Source organism: Christiangramia aquimixticola (assembly GCF_048285835.1).
In the GTDB taxonomy this organism is placed as follows: Bacteria; Bacteroidota; Bacteroidia; order Flavobacteriales; family Flavobacteriaceae; genus Christiangramia; species Christiangramia aquimixticola.
The window spans coordinates 1-299 of record NZ_JBLVTL010000219.1 but is presented as its reverse complement, the minus strand read 5'-3'; the positions used below and the strand labels follow the sequence as shown (position 1 = coordinate 299).

Annotated in this window: 1 protein-coding gene; it reads right to left on the bottom strand. The window is 38.5% G+C overall.

From position 1 onward, the window contains the following. Positions 1-240 (bottom strand): sugar transferase (locus tag ACNKXV_RS14210; protein ID WP_417908365.1); only part of this gene is annotated, 240 nt, incomplete at its 3' end. Between the last annotated feature and the right edge of the window lie 59 nt (positions 241-299).

The window sequence follows — 299 nt, the reverse complement described above, 5'->3', positions numbered from 1 at the left end:
CCGCTCCCCATCCACAAGGGGGATGCCTTTTGAATCAAAAAGATCTGCCATCGTTTTGAATTTGAGAATTCTAAAAATACGACCGTGCTTTCCCGGTCTTTCCTGGAGGAAAAAAGGATTCCCCCAAAAGTTAAAGCTGATCATCAACGTCAAAATTAAAAATACAGGTAAAAAAACAAGGAACATCAGGATTGCCAATCCTAAGTCTAGGATTCGTTTGCCGACATTGCTGTAGAACACTTTAATAAATTTTGCTAAACTCCTTTTCAATCATACCACAGATCAGTTTTTGATCTTCA